Annotated in this window: 14 protein-coding genes; 8 read left to right on the forward strand and 6 right to left on the reverse strand. The window is 56.5% G+C overall.

Going from position 1 to position 16023, the window contains the following annotated elements; translation table 11 throughout:
* The first annotated feature begins 45 nt into the window (after positions 1-45).
* Both ABJF76_RS03200 and ispG read left to right on the forward strand, forming a co-directional pair.
* Entirely contained in the window at positions 46-1245 is a 1200-nt protein-coding gene (locus tag ABJF76_RS03200; RefSeq protein WP_413820581.1) for a helix-turn-helix domain-containing protein, read from the forward strand.
* 87 nt (positions 1246-1332) lie between these two features.
* On the forward strand, positions 1333-2466 hold the full coding sequence (gene ispG / locus ABJF76_RS03205; protein ID WP_413820580.1) for a flavodoxin-dependent (E)-4-hydroxy-3-methylbut-2-enyl-diphosphate synthase: 1134 nt from the start codon (positions 1333-1335) through the stop codon (positions 2464-2466).
* 98 nt (positions 2467-2564) lie between these two features.
* On the opposite strand, the gene ABJF76_RS03210 is transcribed toward ispG, so the two are convergent.
* Positions 2565-3311: a DsbA family protein gene (locus ABJF76_RS03210; protein WP_413820579.1), complete on the reverse strand. Its 747-nt coding sequence runs from the start codon at positions 3309-3311 to the stop codon at positions 2565-2567.
* Positions 3312-3315: 4 nt separating this feature from the next.
* The gene (locus ABJF76_RS03215; protein WP_413820578.1) at positions 3316-4656 is read right to left on the reverse strand and encodes a M48 family metalloprotease; all 1341 of its coding nucleotides are present in this window, start codon (positions 4654-4656) and stop codon (positions 3316-3318) included.
* A 21-nt stretch (positions 4657-4677) separates the two neighbouring features.
* Between ABJF76_RS03215 and ABJF76_RS03220 the strand changes: the two genes are divergently transcribed.
* The 5 genes from ABJF76_RS03220 to ABJF76_RS03240 all read left to right on the forward strand — a co-directional run bounded on the left by ABJF76_RS03220 (position 4678) and on the right by ABJF76_RS03240 (position 12410).
* On the forward strand, positions 4678-5820 hold the full coding sequence (locus tag ABJF76_RS03220; RefSeq protein WP_413820577.1) for a pyridoxal phosphate-dependent aminotransferase: 1143 nt from the start codon (positions 4678-4680) through the stop codon (positions 5818-5820).
* Between the two features lie 65 nt (positions 5821-5885).
* Positions 5886-7094, forward strand: coding sequence for an N-acetylmuramoyl-L-alanine amidase (locus ABJF76_RS03225; RefSeq protein ID WP_413820576.1), 1209 nt, complete (start codon positions 5886-5888; stop codon positions 7092-7094).
* 110 nt (positions 7095-7204) lie between these two features.
* Positions 7205-9715: a penicillin-binding protein 1A gene (locus ABJF76_RS03230; protein ID WP_413820575.1), complete on the forward strand. Its 2511-nt coding sequence runs from the start codon at positions 7205-7207 to the stop codon at positions 9713-9715.
* Positions 9716-9855: 140 nt separating this feature from the next.
* Positions 9856-10980 carry a peptide chain release factor 2 gene (gene prfB, locus ABJF76_RS03235; RefSeq protein WP_413820574.1) on the forward strand — a complete coding sequence of 375 codons (1125 nt, stop codon included), beginning with the start codon at positions 9856-9858 and terminating at the stop codon, positions 10978-10980.
* A 23-nt stretch (positions 10981-11003) separates the two neighbouring features.
* Positions 11004-12410 (forward strand): amidase, encoded by a 1407-nt coding sequence (locus ABJF76_RS03240; protein ID WP_413820573.1) that lies wholly within the window; start codon positions 11004-11006, stop codon positions 12408-12410.
* A gap of 2 nt (positions 12411-12412) precedes the next feature.
* On the opposite strand, the gene ABJF76_RS03245 is transcribed toward ABJF76_RS03240, so the two are convergent.
* The 3 genes from ABJF76_RS03245 to ABJF76_RS03255 form a co-directional block, all read right to left on the reverse strand.
* A complete protein-coding gene (locus tag ABJF76_RS03245) occupies positions 12413-12631 on the reverse strand; it encodes a hypothetical protein (protein ID WP_413820572.1) in 219 nt (72 codons plus the stop codon).
* Positions 12628-13782 (reverse strand): aromatic ring-hydroxylating oxygenase subunit alpha, encoded by a 1155-nt coding sequence (locus ABJF76_RS03250; protein ID WP_413820571.1) that lies wholly within the window; start codon positions 13780-13782, stop codon positions 12628-12630. Before ABJF76_RS03250 ends, ABJF76_RS03245 begins: the two co-directional genes overlap by 4 nt.
* Positions 13783-13976: 194 nt before the next feature.
* Positions 13977-14333 carry a hypothetical protein gene (locus ABJF76_RS03255; protein ID WP_413820570.1) on the reverse strand — a complete coding sequence of 119 codons (357 nt, stop codon included), beginning with the start codon at positions 14331-14333 and terminating at the stop codon, positions 13977-13979.
* A gap of 228 nt (positions 14334-14561) precedes the next feature.
* Between ABJF76_RS03255 and ABJF76_RS03260 the strand changes: the two genes are divergently transcribed.
* Complete coding sequence (locus tag ABJF76_RS03260; protein WP_413820569.1) at positions 14562-15359, forward strand: helix-turn-helix domain-containing protein; 798 nt, start codon at positions 14562-14564, stop codon at positions 15357-15359.
* Positions 15360-15399: 40 nt separating this feature from the next.
* Here the strand turns inward: ABJF76_RS03260 and ilvN are convergent, their stop codons facing one another.
* On the reverse strand, positions 15400-15960 hold the full coding sequence (ilvN, locus tag ABJF76_RS03265; protein ID WP_413820568.1) for an acetolactate synthase small subunit: 561 nt from the start codon (positions 15958-15960) through the stop codon (positions 15400-15402).
* Positions 15961-16023: the final 63 nt, after the last annotated feature.

Here is a 16023-nt window from a genome sequence, read left to right on the forward strand (position 1 = left end):
GAGTGGGATTGAATCGCTAACACACTAAATCTATGGGGCAGGGGAATGATCGGACGTAAATCCGTCATCACTGATAATTCAGAAGACGCAGAACCTAAGGGTTTTGACGATTTCGACCTGCGCCTAGGTGATATCCTGCGAGGCGAGCGTGCGACGCTTGGCAAATCCTTGCTGGATGTGCAGCGCGAACTGCGGATCAAAGCCAGCTATATCGCCGCAATTGAATCATGCGACCCGGATGCGTTCGACACGCCCGGCTTTATCGCTGGCTATGTGCGGTCCTATGCGCGCTATTTGAACATGAACCCGGATACGACATTCGCGATGTTCTGTGCTGAAAGCGGGTTTTCGGTGGCACATGGCATGTCTGCAGAAGCATCCGTGGTCAAAAAATCCAATCGGGAAGAGCGGCTGAATCGCAGCACAACTAATGATATATTCTCGGCATCGGCGACGCCGTTTGTGCCTGCCGGCGAAGCCGTTTGGGCCCGGATCGAACCGCGTGCCGTGGGATCCATGCTGGTTTTGTTGGCGTTGATTGGCGGTCTTGGCTTTGGGGGATATTCGATCCTTCAAGAAGTGCAGCGTGTGCAGGTCGCGCCTGTCGATCAAACGCCGATTGTTTTGTCCGATCTTGATCCGCTCAGCGGTGCGGCGGCGGCTGATACTGTATTCGGCCCTGAAATTCAGACCCCGCGCGCAGATGCGTTGGATCGTCTTTATCGCCCACAAGCTTTGGATGTTCCTGTGCTTGTGGCCCGTGATGCGCCGATCGCAACACTCAATCCGCATGAATTTGGCGCTTTCGCGAGCCCCGAGATCGTCGAACAACGCGTGGCGGGTTTGCCGGATACAAATGATGTGTTTGGACCTACTGTGCCTCAAGTTGTTGAGGCCGCAGCGCCTGCGTTGACCATGGTTGCTGTTCGCCCATCTTGGGTGCGTGTGCGGTCTGCTGATGGCACAGTCATCTACGAAGCCACGATGCAGGCTGGCGATTCATGGGAAGCGCCTTTGACCGAAGAAGCGCCCACATTGCGCACTGGCGAAAGTGGCGCGATCTATTTCGCGATGAACGACAAGTTCTATGGCCCTGTTGGTGCCAATGGCACTGTCACGTCAAATTTGCCGCTTGAAATCGCGGGTCTCCAAGAGACCTATCTGCCCGTAGACGTCGAAACCGACGAGGGTCTGACCCGTTATGCAGAAGCCAAGGCTGCGACGCCGACGGAACCTGCTGAATAAGCCACTGCATCTGCGGCAAGGGCATTGCGACCTGCCACGCATCGACCTATCTGTAAACGTGTTGTTTCCGTCTCAAAGGACGCTGATATGTCGCTTAATCACATCCGCCCATGGCGCAATATCTATCGCCGCAAAAGCCGTCAGATCATGGTCGGCTCTGTTCCGGTTGGGGGCGACGCACCTATTTCGGTGCAAACGATGACCAACACCCTGACCACAGATGCCAAAGCGACCATTGCGCAAATTCAAGCTGCCGCTGATGCAGGGGCAGATATTGTGCGCGTCTCGGTCCCCGACGAGGACTCCTCGCGCGCCATGAAAGAGATCGTGCGCGAAAGCCCGGTGCCTTTGGTGGCTGATATCCATTTCCACTACAAACGCGGTATCGAAGCGGCAGAGGCGGGTGCAGCTTGTCTGCGCATTAATCCAGGCAACATCGGCGACGAAAAACGCGTGAAGGAAGTCATCAAGGCCGCGCGCGACAACAACTGCTCCATCCGCATTGGCGTGAACGCAGGTAGCCTTGAAAAGCACCTGTTGGAAAAATACGCCGAACCGACGCCAGATGCGATGGTGGAATCTGGCCTCGATCACATCAAGATCCTGCAAGATAACGATTTTCACGAATTCAAAATCAGCTGCAAAGCCTCTGACGTTTTCATGGCCGCCGCCGCATATCAAAAGCTGGCAGATGCCACCGACGCCCCCATTCACCTTGGCATAACCGAGGCGGGCGGGCTTATTTCAGGCACGGTTAAATCGGCCATCGGCATGGGTAATCTGCTTTGGATGGGGATTGGCGACACGATCCGCGTCTCGCTGTCCGCCGATCCGGTGGAAGAGGTCAAAATGGGCTTCGAAATCCTTAAATCTCTTGGTTTGCGCCACCGTGGTGTGAACATCATTTCCTGCCCATCTTGCGCGCGGCAAGGCTTTGATGTGATTAAAACGGTCGAGGCTTTGGAACAGCGCCTTGAACACATCAAAACGCCCATGAGCCTGAGCATCATTGGATGCGTCGTCAACGGTCCCGGAGAAGCACTGATGACCGACGTGGGCTTTACCGGCGGCGGTGCCGGGCACGGTATGGTCTATCTGGCAGGCAAACAAAGCCACAAGCAGGACAACGCCAGCATGGTCGATCACATCGTCGAACAGGTGGAAAAGAAGGCCGCTGAGTTAGACGCCGCTGCGGCAAAAGACGTGCAAGCAGCCGAATAACGTCAATCTATCTTCATCTTGCAAGATAAACTCCGGGGGTCTGGGGGCTGGCCCCCAGTCCGTCGCGGCGATGCAAATCGCCGCGAAATACCCAACCCTTAGCCGCGCTTTTCGTCAACCAAGGCCTGCATCTGGTCGTAGGGCAGATAGCCGCGCAGCAATTCATCTTGCAACACAAACGTCGGCGTACCCGTGATCTGCAATCGCTGCGCCAATGCGTGGGTGCGTTGGATTTCTTCGGTCACTTCGGTACTGCCCATGCGGGCCTGGATCGCGTCACTGTCCAATCCAAAGGTCGAGGCCATGCGATTCAGTGTGCGCAGGTTCACTTCACCATTTGATGCCATCAACGCATCATTCAACGCCTTGTAAGCGTCACCACCTGCTATCTGTTTGGTCGCCACAGCGTAGCGAGAAGCCAGCATGGATTGCTCCCCTAGAATTGGGAATTCTTTGACCACTAGGCGAATATTGCCATCTGTTTCCAGCAGCTTGGCCACTTCGTTGTGGGCGCGTTTGCAAAAACCACAGCGGTAATCAAGAAACTCGACCAACGTGATATCGCCGTCTGGATTGCCACCAACAAAGCTGTAACCGTCATCAAAGATGTCGCCCGCATTGTCCGAAACAAGGCTTAGGTCCGCTTGCAATTGCGCTTGTTGCTGACGTTGTTCCAACACTGCGACGGCGTCCATGATCACCTGCGGATCTTCTAGCAGAAAGGCGCGGACTTCCTCGCGGAAGATGTCGCGCTCTTCTGGGGTCATTTGCGTCAGATCAAGCGCATGGGCAGGCAGTGCAAGACCAAGTGCTAAAACGGACGTGGTGGCAAAGCGTCGTATCATGGGATTATCTCCGTTTTTTTGTTTTTTCAGCGCGTTCAGTTGCAAGGAGCACATCATGCGCCCTTTGCCAAGGGCCAGTGCCCTCACCTAAAAGTCCTGTGGCGCGTTTGGCGTGAATGCCGGCATCTTTCATGCGGCCACTCAATGCGTAGCGTTCCGCCGTAATAAGGGACGCCATTCCGTTATTTCCGGTGCGCGCATAAGCGACCGACAAATCGCGCAGCATTGAGCCATCGCGAAAATCAATAGACCGTGCACGTTCCAGCGCGGGCAGGGCCGCGCGCACATTGCCGCTGGCCAGTAATGCACGCCCGTATCCCGCTTGCAACAAACCGTCATTGGGGCGCAGTTTAACTGCCCTTGCGCTGGAGTTGGCAGCGGCGGCAAACTGGCGTGTCTCCATCAGGATTTGGCCCTTGAGATCGCGATAGAATGGATCATTAGGCTGCACCGCTATGGCTTTGTCGATGGCCGACAGCGCCCGTTTGGTCTGCGAATTGCGATGGCGGGCCATGGCCTCGCGCATCAATGCGACGTCTTTATAGCCGCTGTCACCCAAACGGTTCAGCGTCCAACTGGGGCGGCGTTGATAGGCGGTCAATTTCCCTTTGGCACGCGCAAACCAATAATCCCAAGTCGCCGAATTCGCCACAGTCCCGGCTTGTGCGCTGGCGGCATAGGCTTGGATTGCACGCAAGCGGTCCCGGCTCAGCGGGTGCGACCGCACATAGGGGTCTTGGCGCGCGGCGGATAATACTTCTTGGCCCCGAAACAGTTGCATAACTTCGATCATGCCCGAAAGCGGAATGCCTGCGCTGCGCATAAAGCGCGCGCCGGATTGATCGGCCGAACTTTCTTCGGCGCGGGTGTGGCTTAGGAAAGATCGAATGGCAGAGCTTTGTGTACCAATGGCAATGGCACCTGCAGCTTCGCCGCCGCCAGCTGCTGCCGCGACAACGGCCAGCGCAAGCCCAAGGCCCGCGGCAGTGCGCGCGTTGCCAAGGTTGGTCATACGTCTTGTGATGTGCCCGTTGGCGATATGGGCGGCTTCGTGCGCGATCACAGCCTGTAACATCGCTGCATTGTTCATGCGCCCGATGAGGCCGGAATTGATATAGATGGCGTCATTGCTGACCACAAAGGCATTCAATGTCCCGTCATTCACCACCAGAATTTTGGTCCGCGTCGCACTTAGCCCGGCGGCCTTCAGCACTGGGGCCGCAATTTGGGCCAACGCATATTCCATGTCCGCATCGCGCAGCAATTGCACTGCGCGTGCCGGCAGCGCCAACGTAAAGGTCAGGATGAGTATTGACGCCAAGCGCGTCAGCGGATGAAAGGTCATGTGCCGATCATAGGAGTGCTTATGCGAACCTCAAGAAGAAGTGACGTTGATCCTTTCATTGTGATGGATGTCATGGAGGCCGCGCGCGCCGCCGAGGCCGCGGGACGTCATATTATCCACATGGAAGTGGGCCAACCGGGTACTGGTGCGCCACAAGCAGCAATCCGCGCATTGAACAGTGCAATGGCGCAGGGGCCGTTGGGGTACACGGTGGCTCTTGGGTTGCCAGCTTTGCGCGCGCGCATCGCGCAGCTTTACGGTGAATGGTACGGGATCGATTTGAACCCCGAACGTGTGGTCGTCACCTCAGGCGCGTCGGGTGGGTTTATCCTTGCCTTTAATGCGCTTTTTGACAGCGGCGACAGGGTCGGTATCGGCGCGCCGGGCTATCCCAGCTATCGCCAAATTCTAAAGGGGTTGGGGTTTGTGCCTGTCGATCTACCGACATCGGATGCAAATCGTTTGCAACCCGTTCCGGCAGACCTTGCTGGTCTTGATCTGGCCGGATTGCTTGTTGCGTCACCCGCCAATCCCAGTGGTACGATGCTAGATCGCCCCGCTATGTCTGCGCTGATTGATGCCGCTCAAGGGGCGGGTGCCAGTTTCATCAGTGACGAAATTTATCACGGCATCGAATACGAGGCCAAAGCGGTCAGCGCGCTGGAAGTCAGCGACGATGTCTATGTGATCAACTCGTTTTCCAAGTACTTTTCCATGACCGGGTGGCGTATCGGTTGGATGGTCGTGCCCGAAGACCATGTGCGCATCGTCGAACGCATCGCGCAAAACATGTTCATCTGCCCGCCCCATGCCAGCCAAGTCGCAGCACTGGCCGCCATGGATGCACACGAAGAATTGCAGGGCAACATGGATGTCTATCGCGCCAATCGCGCGCTGATGCTGGATGGGCTGCCCAAAGCAGGCTTTACCCGCATCGCCCCGCCTGATGGGGCGTTTTATGTCTATGCGGATGTGTCAGATCTTACGACTGACAGCCGCGCCTTTGCCGCCGAAATCTTGGACAAAGCGGGCGTTGCCGTGACACCGGGCTTGGATTTCGACCCGGTGCGCGGTCATCAAACATTGCGCTTTTCTTATGCGCGCAGCACTGCCGACATTGCCGAAGGATTGCGTCGCTTGGCAGATTTCATGGCCAATAGATGACACAAGGGATTCCCGCGCGCGCCGACTTGCCCTAGAGTGTCGCAAAAATAGGCGGGTATAACGCGATGCGGGCAGTTTTAATCAGCATAGTGATGTGGGCCACGGCACTGTCGGCGGCCGCTCAAGACTTGTCTGGGTTGGCGCGCGTCGATATGGGCGCAAGCAGCATCGAAGAGGGTTGGTTTGGCAGCACCACGCTGACTTTGTCCCTAAGCCAAGGCGTTCCGTTCCGGGTATTCGTGCTGGACGAACCGGCGCGCCTTGTCGTCGATTTCCGCGAAGTCGATTTTGCGGGCGTGACGTCGCAGGCGTTGATGGGCGATGCTGAATCCTTGTCATCCGTGCGCTTTGGCACGTTCAAACCGGGCTGGTCGCGGCTGGTGGCTGATCTTGCCAAGCCAATGCTGCCGGTCGAAATTGGCATGCCTGTTGACACTGCTTCGGGCCGCGCCACGCTGAAAATTACCCTTGAGGATGCCGAACCGCAGGATTTTGCCACACGCGCCGGTGCACCTGTGGATCCCACATGGAGCGCGCAGGCCGCAGCCGCGCCTGTTGTGCCCCAAGACGACACGTTTGTGGTGGTATTGGATCCCGGCCATGGCGGCGTTGACCCTGGTGCCGTGCGCGATAGCACAACCGAAAAAGAACTGATGTTGGGCATTGGTCTGGCCCTGCGCGATGTATTACGCCGGGCAGGCGGGGTTGAAGTGGTCATGACGCGCGACACGGATGTGTTTGTGTCCCTGACGGGCCGAGTTGCTTTGGCGCATCAGGCGGGTGCGGATGCGTTTGTGTCGTTGCATGCGGATGCGCTTCGGTCTGGGCAGGCGCGGGGGGCGACGTTTTATACGCTGTCGGATGAGGCATCGGATGCGGCGTCAGCGCAGTTGGCTGAACAGCACGACCGCTCGGATATCATTGCGGGCGTGGATTTAAGTGGCACAGACGATCAGGTGGCATCGGTCCTGATGGATTTGGCCCGCGTCGAAACGATGCCGCGCACGCATATGCTATCCTCGGCGCTCATCGCAACTGTCGGCGCGTCAGGCAGCCCGTTGAATAAACGACCGCGGCGCGAGGCGTCTTTTTCGGTGTTAAAAAGCGCGGATATTCCATCGGTTCTGGTCGAGGTCGGGTTCCTGTCAGACGCGCGTGATTTGGCGAATCTGCGCGACCCTGTTTGGCGCGCCGCAATGGTACAGGCGCTGGCGGACGGCATCTTGGCGTGGCGTGACGCAGACCTCGCAGTACAGCCTTTGGTGCGCCAATAAGGGTGCGATCACATCGGCGAGATATCGCCCCAGTTGCCTTTTGACGCTAACTGACGGCTGTCGTATACAGACCGCACAAAGCAACCTTTCTCAATCAGGTGCGGGCGGTCATGTTTAGGTTTATTTTGTCCTTCTTCGGCGGGATTTTCACCACAGCAACTATGGGTTTCGGCATGGTTGCGCTGTCTGTGGGTGCGATTTTTTGGATATATGGGCGCGATTTGCCCAGCCACGAAAGCCTGTCGCAATACCAGCCTGCCACCATCAGCCGAATCTATTCCGGCGAAGGGCAGATCATCGATGAATTTGCTCAGGAACGCCGTCTGTTTGCGCCGGCTGAAACGATCCCGGACATGGTGAAACAGGCGTTTATCAGCGCCGAAGACAAGAATTTCTATACCCACGAAGGTTATGATCTGCGCGGTATCGGTGCTGCGGCCTATGATGCAGTACGCACGCGCGGGCGCGATGTGCGGGGTGCTTCGACGATCACACAGCAGGTGATGAAGAACTTTTTGCTGTCGGGCGATCGCCAAGCAGAACGCAAGATCAAAGAGATCATTCTTGCGGCCCGTGTTGAGGGTGCATTGACCAAGGAAAAGATTCTTGAGCTGTATCTAAACGAGATTTTCTTAGGTCAAAACTCGTATGGTGTGGCCGCAGCAAGCCAAACCTACTTCAACAAAACCCTGACGGAATTGGCCCCCCACGAGGCGGCCTTCCTTGCGTCCTTGCCCAAAGCGCCGTCGGATTTCCACCCGGTGCGCCGCAAGGAACGCCTGTTGTCGCGTCGTAACTTCGTCCTCAAAGAGATGATGGAAAACGGCTATATTGACGATGCGACCTATGAAACCGAGGTCGCAGAGCCGCTGAAGTCTGTCCAGAACGGGGATTTCGATAGCTTTAAATCCGAATTGCCGCCGCGCGATTATTTCACCGATGAAATCCGCCGCCAGCTGAGCGAAGACTTTGGTGAAGGCGAGTTCTTTACCGGCGGCTATACTGTGCGCGCCACCATCGACGCCGAAATGCAGCCCATCGCGGCCAAAGCGCTGCGGCGTGGGTTGGAAAATTACGACCGCAATTCGGGCATTTGGCGGGGAACGCGCAAAAAGATCGATGCTGAGCAGTTGGAAAACTGGGCCGAGGCGTTGTCGGATCTGCCTGTCGCGCGTGACATTGATCTAAACGGCGTGTGGCGCCCAGCCGTGGTGCTGGATGTGGCGGATCAGCAATTGCGCCTTGGCATAGAGGGCTGGGCCGAAGGTGACCCGGCGCCAGTGGTTCCGCGCGAAGATATCAAATGGGTGCGTGGCGACTTTTTCGAAAACTTCGAAGTGGGCGACGTGGTGCACGTGCGTGCCATGACGGCAGACAACGACGGGTCGTTTCTGCGCTGGTCTTTGCGCCAAGTGCCTGCCGCCCAAGGCGGATTTGTCGCGATGGACGTTGATACAGGCCGCGTGATCGCGATGCAGGGTGGCTTCAGCTATCAGAACTCGGTCTTTAACCGCGCCACCCAAGCCAAACGCCAACCCGGATCCAGCTTTAAGCCGTTTGTCTATGCGGCTGCTTTGGACAGCGGCTATACGCCCGCGACTATTGTGGTGGACGCACCGATTGAAATCGACACGCCGCAGGGGCTTTGGCGGCCGCGCAACTCGTCTAACAAGTTCTATGGACCGACACCGCTGCGCACAGGTATCGAATATTCGCGTAACTTGATGACGATCCGTTTGGCACAAGAAGTCGGCATGGGCGTGGTCGCGGACTATGCCGAACGGTTCGGGGTCTATGACGATATGCGGCTTGTTTTGGCCAACTCGCTGGGGGCCGAGGAATCGACGCTGTACCAGATGGTGTCGGCCTATGCGATGTTCGCCAACGGTGGCGAGCGGGTGCAACCAACCTTGGTGGACCGTGTACAAGACCGTTTCGGGCGCACTGTGTATCGCCACGATGAACGGTCTTGCGTGGATTGCGCGCAGCTTGCCAGCCTTGACCCCGGCTTTTCGCCGCGTGTTAATTCCAACCGTGAACAGGTCATGGACCCGATCACAGCCTATCAGTTGACGTCCATGATGCAGGGTGTTGTTGATCGTGGCACAGCGGCGCGCGCGATCAATCTGCCTGTGCCAATCGCAGGAAAGACAGGCACGACAAACGACGCCAAGGATGTTTGGTTTGTTGGATTTTCCAGCAACATCGTTGCCGGGTGCTATATTGGCTTTGACCAACCGCGCAGCCTTGGCAAAGGCGCATCCGGTGGCGGTATGTGTGGCCCGGTCTTTCAGGACTTCATGAAAGAAGCGGTCCAGAAATATGGTGGCGGTAAATTCGAAGTGCCGGAAGGCGGCTGTTTCGTCAACATCGACCGCTTTTCAGGCTCTCGCTTGGGCGAGGGGGCTTCGGGCAAGAACGTTGTGGCCGAATATTTCCGCGATTGCGAATTGCCAACCTTTAACGTGGTCTTTGACGGCGGTTTTGCCGTGGGGTCTGATTTGCCGCTGGTCGAAGAAGTCGGCGGCGGTGGCCGTCAGGTGACCACATCAACGGGCAAAAAGGCCGTTGTGGGGCGCAAGGCAACGTTTGGCGGGCTTAGCTCTGGTGGGCTTTACTAACACGCTGTGATTTCGCGGCTTGTGTGGGCTGGTCTCTATCCATCCACGCTTTCCACTTGAGTATTTTAAGAACAATGAAGGATGCTTGTGGCGCGTTGTGGCTTGGGTTATCTCAAGGCATTGAAGAGGATAGTTAAAACATGCGCGCTGAAATTCAGAACCTCGTGGCCGAAATCGAAAAGTCGGTTGAGCTGTTGGCACAGCGTTTGGATATCGAAACGGCCCAACATCGGCTTGAGGAATTCAATGCCCGTGTTGAGGACCCAAACCTGTGGGACAATCCTGAAGCTGCGCAAAAGTTGATGCGGGATCGGCAGATGTTGGTGGATGCGATGGGCGTGCATGCGCGTATTTCACAGGACATGGCTGACAATATCGAACTGATCGAACTTGGCGAAATGGAAGACGACGCCGAAGTTGTCTTGGAAGCTGAAACCGCTTTGAAGGCTTTGGCCGTTTTGGCCGCCCAAAAAGAACTAGAGGCATTGCTGGACGGCGAGGCCGACGGCAACGACACCTTCCTTGAGATCAACTCGGGCGCTGGTGGTACGGAATCCTGCGATTGGGCGTCGATGCTGGCGCGGATGTATGTCCGCTGGGCCGAGAAAAAGGGCTACAAAGTCGAATTGCAGTCCGAAAGTGCGGGCGAAGAGGCGGGCATTAAGTCCGCGACCTACAAGATCAGTGGTTTGAACGCCTATGGATGGCTAAAGTCCGAAAGCGGTGTGCACCGCCTTGTGCGCATCAGCCCGTTTGATTCTGCGGCCAAACGCCATACTTCGTTTACCTCTGTCGGTGTTTATCCGGTGGTGGACGACAACATCGAAATCGAAGTGAATCCGGCAGATATTCGCATCGATACCTACCGTTCATCAGGTGCGGGCGGTCAGCACGTGAACACGACGGATTCGGCTGTGCGGATTACCCACGCCCCGACGGGTATCGTGGTGACGTCTTCGGAAAAATCTCAGCACCAAAACCGCGATATCGCTATGAAGGCTTTGAAATCGCGTCTGTACCAACTGGAGTTGGACAAGCGGAACGCTTTGGTCAACGAAATGCATGAAAACAAAGGGGATGCGGGCTGGGGCAACCAGATCCGGTCTTATGTTTTGCAGCCCTATCAGATGGTCAAAGACCTGCGGACCAACCACGAAACGTCAGACACCAAGGGCGTATTGGACGGTGACCTAGATGGGTTTATGGCGGCGACTTTGGCGCTGGCCGTATCGGGAAAAAGCCGCGCCGAGGCGCAGGGCGACTAACCACAACGCGCAAAGGGGGCCACATGATCGAAGCAGGAGCACTGGCCCTACGCGCCCGGATGGACGCGGGCGAGATCACTGCACAAGACGTGATGGCTGCGACGTTGGAACGGATCAATGCCGTGAACGGGTCGGTCAATGCGATTGTGTCAATGCGCGCACCAGATGTGTTGATGGCCGACGCCGCTGCGGCGGATTGCGAACCGCGCATGGGCTGGTTGCATGGCATTCCGATGGCGGTCAAGGACTTGGCCAACGCGGCAGGGTTGCCGACTTCTATGGGATCGCCTTTGTTCGCGGGCACTATCGCGTCAAAGGATGACATTGCAATTGCACGCCTGCGCGCGGCGGGTGCCATTATCATTGGCAAGACGAACACGCCAGAATTTGGACTTGGGTCACACAGTATCAATCCGGTATTTGGCGCGACGCGCAATCCTTATGATGTGCGCCGCAGCGCGGGCGGTTCATCGGGCGGGGCCGGGGTTGCGTTGGCCTGTGGTATGTTAAGCGTCGCCGACGGCTCGGATATGATGGGGTCTTTGCGCAATCCAGCAGGCTGGAACAACGTTTATGGGATGCGCCCGACGTGGGGTTTGGTGCCTTCCGAACCAGAGGGCGACAATTTCCTGCATCAACTGGCAACGAATGGCCCGATGGCACGTACCCCGCGTGATCTGGCCGCCTTGCTGGACACGATGGCCGGACCGGACCCACGCCAACCTCATGGCGTCATCCATGCGCCAAGCCTGCCACAAATCGAAGGCGGTGCCGCCGGGATGCGCCTTGGGTGGTTGGGCGATTGGGACGGGGCCTTTGCCATGGAGCCGGGCGTGATCGATATTTGCCGCGTCGCATTGGGGCAAATGGTGGATATGGGTGTGAACGTCGAAGACGTCGCGGCGCCCTTTGATCGCGACGCGCTTTGGGCGGCGTGGACCACGTTGCGCAGTTGGGCGATCGCGGGTGGTCTTGCACCCTTGCATGCTGATCCGGCTAAACGTGACCACCTTAAGGACACGGCCATTTGGGAGGTCGAGCGCGGCCTTGCCATGTCAGCAATCGAGGTGCACCGCGCAAGTGTAATCCGATCGAACTGGTTTAAAAAGGCTGCGCAGCTATTTAAATCATATGACGTTTTGGTGTTGCCTAGTGCGCAGATGTGGCCCTTTGATGTGACAATGGATTGGCCGCGCGACATCAATGGCCAAGGGATGGACACCTATCACCGTTGGATGGAGGTGGTGATCGCCGCCAGTCTGATCGGTTTACCAGTGGTGAATGTTCCGGTTGGATTTGACGGGACGCATGGATTGCCGATGGGGCTGCAACTGATCGGGCCGCGGGGCAGTGATGCCAAACTGCTGCGACTGGCTGAAGCATGGCATCAAGCGACCGACTGGCCGGGACGTCGCCCACCAAAATTGTAGCATCACAGCGGGGCTTCACGCCCCATTTTGATCAGAGCTGCACGCAATGCGCCTGTGTCGGCATGCCCCAGTTCCAAAGCGAAGACATGGGCGTGGGTCAGATAAAAGGCGCGCGCATCTTCGCTGTCAGCGCACTGCGCAGCGGTTCGATACAGATCCACAAGTGTCGCCATGTCGCCGCTGTCGTGGGCCGCAAGCAGGCGGGCGTCCAAATCTGTCATTCCGCCGCTTGTGCATGCGCGCGGTGTGCGGCGACGCGTTCAGCGACCCAATCGTGAAACAGGTGCGTCGGCCCATCCATGGCAGGCGAAAAACGCCCGCCATCGAACATCGGTGCGTGGCGACCGCGCTGCATGCCCTCAACAACAAAGATGTCTTCCTCAAACACCGATTTCCACAGGGCGGTGTTTTGGGCGCGCAAGTCCGCATCAGTGTCAGGTTGCGCATAAAACAGGTGTACATGTTCGACAGTTTTTTCGGTGGTCACCGGGGTCAGAATGATCGCAAAGGCATGATCGCGATGAACTCCTAACAACACGTTCGGAAAAGCCGAAACATATTCTGCAGCTTTGTCCCATTTGGCGCTTAAACCTTCGAAATCCGGAAAGGTCAGGCCATCTTTGCCCGTCAATTGGCGATAGACCAACGTGCCTTGCCCCGAAAAGCGCCCAGATTCTTCGATGTGGTAATGGTCTTCGAGGCGGGAATAACTGTTCAGGCCGGGATGCACCCAAGGCAGGTGATAGCTTTCGCAGTAGTTTTCGATTGCCAATTTCCAGTTGCAATTGACCTCAAGTGTAAATGCACTGTCAGCCCCGCCGTGATAGAAGGGTTTGTCAAATTCCGCCCAACGGGTCAGCAGCTCTGCGTTGACGACCTCAAAGGCGGGCGCGTCGCCGGACAGGTTGATCCAGACCGTGTTGAACCAAATGTGGCTGCGCACTTCGATTAGGCCAAGAACGTTGCGGTCGATGCCCTCTGCGGTGTTTTGGCCCGGTCCGCCCACATGGGGGGTGGAAACCAATCTGCCTTGGGTGGAATAACACCAACTGTGGTACGGGCAGCGGATTGCGCCCTCTATTTTGCGCGGGGCATCAACAAGGATCATCCCGCGATGGCGGCAGATATTGTGAAACACGCGCACAGTGCCCGTGTTATCGCGAACCAGCAACAAGGGCATGCCTAGAAATGTCAGTGGTACGGCGTCGCCCGGTTCAGGCACATCGGCCGTGGTGGCAAGACCAGGCCATCCCGACATCAGCAAAGCAGCGCGTTCTTCTTCGAACACTTTAGGGTCAATGTAGTGCCCATTTGGCAGGCCGCGGGCTGTATTGATTGGCTGGCGTACGGCGCTTAAATCGGTGTGATGCATGAAAAGGGCCCTCCGGGTGCTTTTCAAACAGATTACCGAAAGGTGGGGGCGCATCTTGCGCGTTTTCGACCAGACTTTGCTGTCCCCGACATCCTAAGCGTTTCACGCAACTTCAAAATAGCATGCGCGCATGGTCTTTGGGCATGATCTGGAAGGGCAGAGATAGCTACTAAGGTCGTTGCCTGATGCGGTTCTTAACCGTGACGTTGTTGGTGTCGCAAGGTTCCCACAACTGGGCGCTTGGGGTGATCAACAGGAAAAGGAATGACCGTCGCTGTGCCGTTTGCCACATCGCAGGCGTGAACCGTGATCGAATTTAACCCGTCGTATAAAGATTTACCTGCGTCCTGCTTAATCAGAACTGCGTTGCAGGCCAGTCGAAGGTTACGTTCAATTTGCAGGTCAAATTCGACGACATCACCGACAGAAAAATATGTATCGGGCAAAACCGCGTTCTCGTTTCGTGACAGAAATGCGAGATCTCCGTGATCTTCGCACCAGATGACGGCTTTTTGTTCAGCCGCGTCGCTCCACAATATGACACCGTTCATTTTTTCTATCCAAGGTTGGTAAGTCCTTATGAAAACACATTTTTGTCGGTCACCATATCCTCAAGTCTGAGACGCGTGCTTGATTTTTGTGTCGATACAGGTAGGTGTAGTGTCGAAAGCGTGACAGGGGTGGCGCTGTTTGGCGTCAGATGGCGCAAAGTTTTATATACCGGGGTCACCTTTAGGGTTTCCTAAAAATGGCGTTTAGACCGGTGCAAAGAGGACACTATGACGGAAACGCGCAGATCGCCGGCGGAATTGCGCAACATGTTTGGGGCGAATTTGCGCATTCTCGCACGCAACTTTCCGTCGATCTCAGAGCTTTCGCGCCAACTTGGGATTAACCGGACGCAGTTTAATCGATACTTGTCTGGAGAGAGTTTCCCGCGCCCGGATGTTCTTGCGCGCATGTGCCACTTCTTCCGGGTCGATGCGCGCGTGTTGCTCGAACCAGTTGACCGCATCTCTAACATTCGGGACCCGTTGACCGGGCATTTCTTGGGTGACTTTTTGGGGACAAGCGCAAGAAGCGTGGACGAGACGCTGTTTCCATCTGGTTTTTATCGTTTTTCACGCCGCAGCTTTTTAAGGCAGAATCAATTTGTCAGCGGTGTAGTACGGGTGTTCCGCGACGGTGATTCCACGTTCATTCGGGGCTTTGAAGCCCGGGCTGCCATGCAAGCCCAAGGTTTACCGATGACGCGGCACACGCGAGAATTCCGTGGTCTGGTGCTACGTCAAGAAGAGGGGGTCGCCGCGATGATATCGCGCAAAGGCGGCATGACGGCGTCGTTTAACTATCTTAGTCGGGTGTCGTCTTTTGAAAACAACTATTGGGTCGGATATGTGGCGCGCACCGTGCGTGAAGAACCCGGAACGGAACGGGTTGTGCGCATGGTGTACGAACATCTAGGTAACGGATTTTCAAGCGCTAAGGCCGCAAGCAAAAGCGCGGGCTATTGCAACTTAGATGATCTATTGCCTTTTCATCAGCGACTATTGCAGGCTGACGCGCCATTTCGCTAGGCGCGTTAGCTTGATTTTAGGTACTTGGCTTTAACGCCATTCAATCACCGCGGGGTAGGGCGGCGACGCCTGTTCTGGCCACTTCGATTAGGCCAAGCGGACGCATGAGGTCAGCAAAGGCGTCGATCTTTTCCGGCGCGCCGGTGATCTCAAAGATGAAGGTTTCAAGCGTGCTGTCGACCACATTGGCGCGGAAAATGTCGGCCAATCGCAGGGCTTCGACCCGCTTGTCGCCCTTGCCAGCCACTTTGAACATAGCCAATTCGCGTTCGACCGACGGGCCTTCGACGGTCAAATCATGCACGTCGTGGACGGACACAATGCGACCCAATTGCGCTTTGATTTGTTCAATCACTTGTGGCGTACCGGTGGTGACGATGGTGATACGGCTGGTGTGACCTTCGTGGTCGACCTCGGCCACGGTTAGGCTTTCGATGTTATAACCGCGCCCCGCGAACAACCCGATGACGCGCGCCAACACGCCCGGTTCATTTTCGACCAGCACCGCAAGTGTGTGTTTTTCCACAACATCACTGAATGTGGGTCGCAGGTTATAGGCGGAATGGCTGCTTGAGCCTTTTTTGAGTTTTAGAGCTGACATTGTGTTCGCCTTTTCACTTTGAATAGATGACTTGAGCCGAGGCGGCAGGTTTACCCGCTTGCT

Source organism: Tateyamaria sp., assembly GCF_039940735.1.
Classification (GTDB): domain Bacteria; phylum Pseudomonadota; class Alphaproteobacteria; order Rhodobacterales; family Rhodobacteraceae; genus Tateyamaria.

Coding starts and splice junctions, on each gene's coding strand:
- ABJF76_RS03200 (WP_413820581.1), top strand. CDS start 46: ATGATCGGACGTAAATCCGTCATCACTGATAATTCAGAAGACGCAGAA.
- ispG (WP_413820580.1), top strand. CDS start 1,333: ATGTCGCTTAATCACATCCGCCCATGGCGCAATATCTATCGCCGCAAA.
- ABJF76_RS03210 (WP_413820579.1), bottom strand. CDS start 3,311: ATGATACGACGCTTTGCCACCACGTCCGTTTTAGCACTTGGTCTTGCA.
- ABJF76_RS03215 (WP_413820578.1), bottom strand. CDS start 4,656: ATGACCTTTCATCCGCTGACGCGCTTGGCGTCAATACTCATCCTGACC.
- ABJF76_RS03220 (WP_413820577.1), top strand. CDS start 4,678: ATGCGAACCTCAAGAAGAAGTGACGTTGATCCTTTCATTGTGATGGAT.
- ABJF76_RS03225 (WP_413820576.1), top strand. CDS start 5,886: ATGCGGGCAGTTTTAATCAGCATAGTGATGTGGGCCACGGCACTGTCG.
- ABJF76_RS03230 (WP_413820575.1), top strand. CDS start 7,205: ATGTTTAGGTTTATTTTGTCCTTCTTCGGCGGGATTTTCACCACAGCA.
- prfB (WP_413820574.1), top strand. CDS start 9,856: ATGCGCGCTGAAATTCAGAACCTCGTGGCCGAAATCGAAAAGTCGGTT.
- ABJF76_RS03240 (WP_413820573.1), top strand. CDS start 11,004: ATGATCGAAGCAGGAGCACTGGCCCTACGCGCCCGGATGGACGCGGGC.
- ABJF76_RS03245 (WP_413820572.1), bottom strand. CDS start 12,631: ATGACAGATTTGGACGCCCGCCTGCTTGCGGCCCACGACAGCGGCGAC.
- ABJF76_RS03250 (WP_413820571.1), bottom strand. CDS start 13,782: ATGCATCACACCGATTTAAGCGCCGTACGCCAGCCAATCAATACAGCC.
- ABJF76_RS03255 (WP_413820570.1), bottom strand. CDS start 14,333: ATGAACGGTGTCATATTGTGGAGCGACGCGGCTGAACAAAAAGCCGTC.
- ABJF76_RS03260 (WP_413820569.1), top strand. CDS start 14,562: ATGACGGAAACGCGCAGATCGCCGGCGGAATTGCGCAACATGTTTGGG.
- ilvN (WP_413820568.1), bottom strand. CDS start 15,960: ATGTCAGCTCTAAAACTCAAAAAAGGCTCAAGCAGCCATTCCGCCTAT.